This window comes from Cobetia sp. (assembly GCF_983723665.1).
Map to the genome: position 1 here is coordinate 1 of NZ_CFDJES010000016.1, position 3,963 is coordinate 3,963.

4 protein-coding genes are annotated in these 3,963 nt (G+C 65.7%); all 4 read right to left on the bottom strand.

The genetic code is table 11. From position 1 onward, the window contains the following. A partial coding sequence (locus tag AC4FAH_RS03190) for a hypoxanthine-guanine phosphoribosyltransferase (protein ID WP_483237346.1) occupies positions 1 to 575 on the bottom strand: 575 nt, incomplete at its 3' end. Continuing rightward, complete coding sequence (locus tag AC4FAH_RS03195; protein ID WP_240916697.1) at positions 556 to 1,902, bottom strand: mechanosensitive ion channel family protein; 1,347 nt, start codon at positions 1,900 to 1,902, stop codon at positions 556 to 558. The genes AC4FAH_RS03195 and AC4FAH_RS03190, both read right to left, overlap by 20 nt. 48 nt (positions 1,903 to 1,950) lie before the next feature. Beyond that, entirely contained in the window at positions 1,951 to 3,096 is a 1,146-nt protein-coding gene (gene nagZ / locus AC4FAH_RS03200) for a beta-N-acetylhexosaminidase (RefSeq protein WP_248379324.1), read from the bottom strand. A gap of 259 nt (positions 3,097 to 3,355) precedes the next feature. Further along, positions 3,356 to 3,898, bottom strand: a complete 543-nt coding sequence (locus AC4FAH_RS03205; protein WP_153635243.1) for a L,D-transpeptidase — start codon at positions 3,896 to 3,898, stop codon at positions 3,356 to 3,358. Positions 3,899 to 3,963 lie beyond the last annotated feature (65 nt).

Here is a 3,963-nt window from a genome sequence, read left to right on the forward strand (position 1 = left end):
CCCTTGGGCGCGTAGATGCCCGGCGCGTTACGCCAGTAGCCCTTGTAGTCCATGCCGAAGCCGAACAGGAAGCGGTCTTCGACGTCGAGACCACAGAAATCGGCCTTGAAGCCCGGGTAGGCCTTGCGGTCATGCTTCTTGTCGACCAGCACACAGCTGGACACGCTGCGCGCACCGGCTTCACGGCAGTACTCGAGGATCGCGGCCAGGGTGCCACCCTCATCGAGGATGTCATCGACGATCACCACGTCGCGACCGGCCATCGGCAGCTCCGGGTTGACGCGCCAGAACAGCTCGCCGCCGCGCATCGCGCCACGGTAGCGAGTGGCGTGCAGATAATCGACTTCCAGCGGAAAGTCGAGGCGGGTCAGCAGCTGGCCGGCGGTGATCAGGCCGCCGTTCATCACGCAATAGAAGATCGGCATGCGATCGCCGAGGCGTTCCGTCAGCTCAACGGCCATGCGGTCGAGTGCCACTTCAAGGTCAGCTTGCGGGATCAGGCAATCGGCATTGTCCATCACCTCACGCATTTCGTCATGCAGGGCGGTGAGGGTCTCAGGCGTCGGAGTCAGCATCGGGAGTTTCCTGGGTGTCACTGGCCTCATCTCCACGCCGGACGGGCGCAGAGGAGGATGTAGCAGCGGCGGTTGAATCAGAACGGCGGCGGGACCCGCGCGTCTGCGTGTCTGATGACGCCGCGGCATTCTCAGCCTCGGCGTCGTGTTCATGGTGGCGTCCTTCGAAGGACAGTACATCGGCAAAATGCAGACGCTGGCCCGGCAGCGCCACCTGGGCATCATGCTCACGGATGATGTCGTGCACCTTGAGCAGGACATCCTGCTTGATCGCGTGGTACTTCACCCAGTCGGTGGTGCGCGTGAAGACATAGACGAAGAAGTTCAGCGAATGCTCACCATAGGTGGTGAAGTTCACGATCTGGGTGCGCGTCTGGTCGATCTCGTCATGGCCTTCCAGCATCTCGCGTACCGCGGCAACGATGGGGCCGACCTGGGCGGCATCCTCATAGCGCAGCCCCACGGTCTCGAAGATGCGGCGATTGTACATGCGCGACGGATTCTCCACCGAGATGCTGGTGAAGATGGCGTTCGGCACGTAGAGGGGCCGCATGTCGAAGGTGCGGATGCGCGTCAGGCGCCAACCGATATCCTCGACGGTGCCCTCGATCTCGCGGTCCGGTGAGCGGATCCAGTCGCCGACCTTGAAGGGCCGGTCGAGATGGATCATCAGGGCGCCGAAGAAGTTGGCCAGCAGATCCCGCGCCGCAAAGCCGACCGCGATACCGCCGACACCCCCGAAGGCCAGCACCCCGGACAGCGAGACGCCGAGATTCTGCAGGATGGCCAGCCCCACCAGCACGACCACGACCGCCCGCAGCAGCTTGCTGATCGCCGAGGCCGTGGTGGCATCCATCGCGTTGACGTTGGTGCCGGGCGGCGGCATGGTGCGCAGCGCCTCGAAGCGCTTGACCATGCGGATCAACGCCCAGGCCAGCGCCAGCAGGGTCACGATCTGGCGCGCCGTGCCCAGGTACTTCTCGGCCCCGCCGAGGCTGAACTGGCCGGCGATGATGCCGAGCGCCAGCAACACCCCCATGCTGTAGAGCCAGAATGACAAGGGATGACGCAGGCCATGCACCAGGGCGTCATCCCACAGGTTGCGGCTCTTCTCGGCATGCGCCGCCAGGCGGGTGAGCACCACTCGCTCGATGAGGTGCAGCAACAGCACCGCCAGCAGCAGCAGAGCGAGATTGATGCCCCACAGCGGCAGACCAAAGGTCTGCTCGACCCATTGGCGCAGCGGCTCGACCCATTGATTGATCATCTCTTCGGCAGGCGCTGCCAGCTTGTCGGCAGCAGCCTCGGTGGCGGATTGCTCAGCCATGGGAATTCCTTGCCAGTCTTCGACTCGAAAAAGGCACCGCGTGCCTGATTATTGCGCGCTACCGGACTCAGAGGCCGACCGTGCGTCAGACGCGTCAGCGGCGCCTAGCGTGCCCGAGGGCATGGCAGCCTGCTGTGATGCCTGACTGGCCGCCATCGATTCGAGCCGCGCGTGGGTGCGCCGCCAGCGTGCCAGCCCCACCAGACCATCCAGCGTCGGGCGAGCTCGCGCATAGCGCAGACGCGCCTGGCGCTTGCCACGGTGGCGCTGCTCATCGTCATCGAGGCTGTCGAGCACTTCGCGCGCGGCGGCCGGGTCATTGCAGACCAGCGCCATGTCGCAGCCGGCGTCCAGCGCCAGGCGTGCACGCTCTGCCGGGCCACCTTCCGCGACGGCCGCCGCCATGCCGAGATCATCGGAGAAGATGGCGCCCTTGAAGCCGAACTCTTCGCGCAGCAGGCCCAACCAGCTGGGCGAGAAGCCCGCGGGACGTGCATCGAAATCCGGATAGATCACATGCGCCGGCATCACGCCGCCCAGACGCTCGGCGAGAGCCGCGAAGGGCTTGAGGTCATGCTCGCGCAGCTCGCGGAACGGCCGCGGGTCGACCACGCGCTCCAGATGGGTATCTGCCGAGATGCCACCATGCCCCGGGTAGTGCTTGCCGACGGCGGACATGCCCGCCTCCTGCAGCCCGTCGATGAAGGCGCCGCCCACCGCGATGACGTCTTCCGGCGTGGCGCCGAAGCTGCGATCGCCAATGATGGTCGAGCCCGCCACATCGATATCCAGTACCGGCGCAAAGGTGATATCACAGCCGATGGCTGCCATTTCCATGCCCAGCAGCCAGCCGGCATCGCGTGCCAGACCCAGGCCTGCGGCCTGGGCGTCTTCGCCGCAGCCATCACAGTCACGCCCGAGACAGCACTGCGCCAGGCTGCGCATCGATGGCAGGCGTGTCACGCCCTCGCGCAGACGCTGGACGCGCCCGCCTTCCTGATCGATGGCGATCAGCAGGTGGGGATTGACGCTGCGAATCTCGCGGCTCAGTTCCAACACCTGCTCGGGAGAAGCGCAGTTGCGCGCAAACAGGATGACGCCCCCGACGGCAGGGCGTGCCAGCAGTTCACGTTCGTCGCGGGCGAGGGTCAGCCCCGCAACATCGACCATTACGGAGCCCAGTGGCTGTGTCATGTCATCCTTCCTGTCCATGGCCTGCGGCAGTGATGTCCCGTGAAGAGAGGAGCCACGACCGCCAGGACTTCATGTCTTTTACGGGGCTCGGCAGCCTGGAAGAAACGTGATGAATCAGGCTGCCAGCGCGAGGAAAGGCGCAATTCTAGCCGACTGAACCCCTATCGAACAGTCGCGGCCAGCTGCGCCCCGGCAAGGGGCTGTCACGCAGATTCCGGTGACAGCTCATGGAGGGTATCAGACTCGGGCACCAGCGCCTTCAGGCATGCAGCAGTACCGGGGTGCCGGGCACAGCCTCGGCAAAGAGTCGCAGCAGGTCGTCATCACGCAAGCGAATGCAGCCGTGGGACGCCGCTACCCCCATGGGCTCCGTGCTGGGCGTGCCATGAAAATAGATGTAGCGGCGCAGACTATCGACCCGCTCGCTGCGGGCATTGCGACCACGATTGACGCCGGGCTCGCGGCCGCTGAGCCACAGAATGCGCGTCAGGATCCAGTCACGCTCAGGATGCTCCGCGGCAAGCTCGGGCGTGAACACCTCGCCCGTGAAGCGCCGTCCGCGATAGACGGCGCCACGCGGATTGCCCGCCCCGATGGCGGCTCGAATCACATGCCAGCCGGTTGGCGTGCAACCGCTGCCGTCGAGCTCGCCAATACCGTTGAGGCCGCTGGAGATCGCGCAGGCGTGCACCAGCGCCTCAGGGTCAGCCGCGGGGGGCGGCGCATCACGACTGCCACTCGGCGCGTCATTGCGTATCTCAAGGCTTTGGCGCGAGAGGTCCACCGCTACCCAGCAGGCCATCAGCTGGCCGCCTGGGTGACCGCCTCACCATCTCCGAGCGAGGCCGGCAACGGCGCTGCCATCGC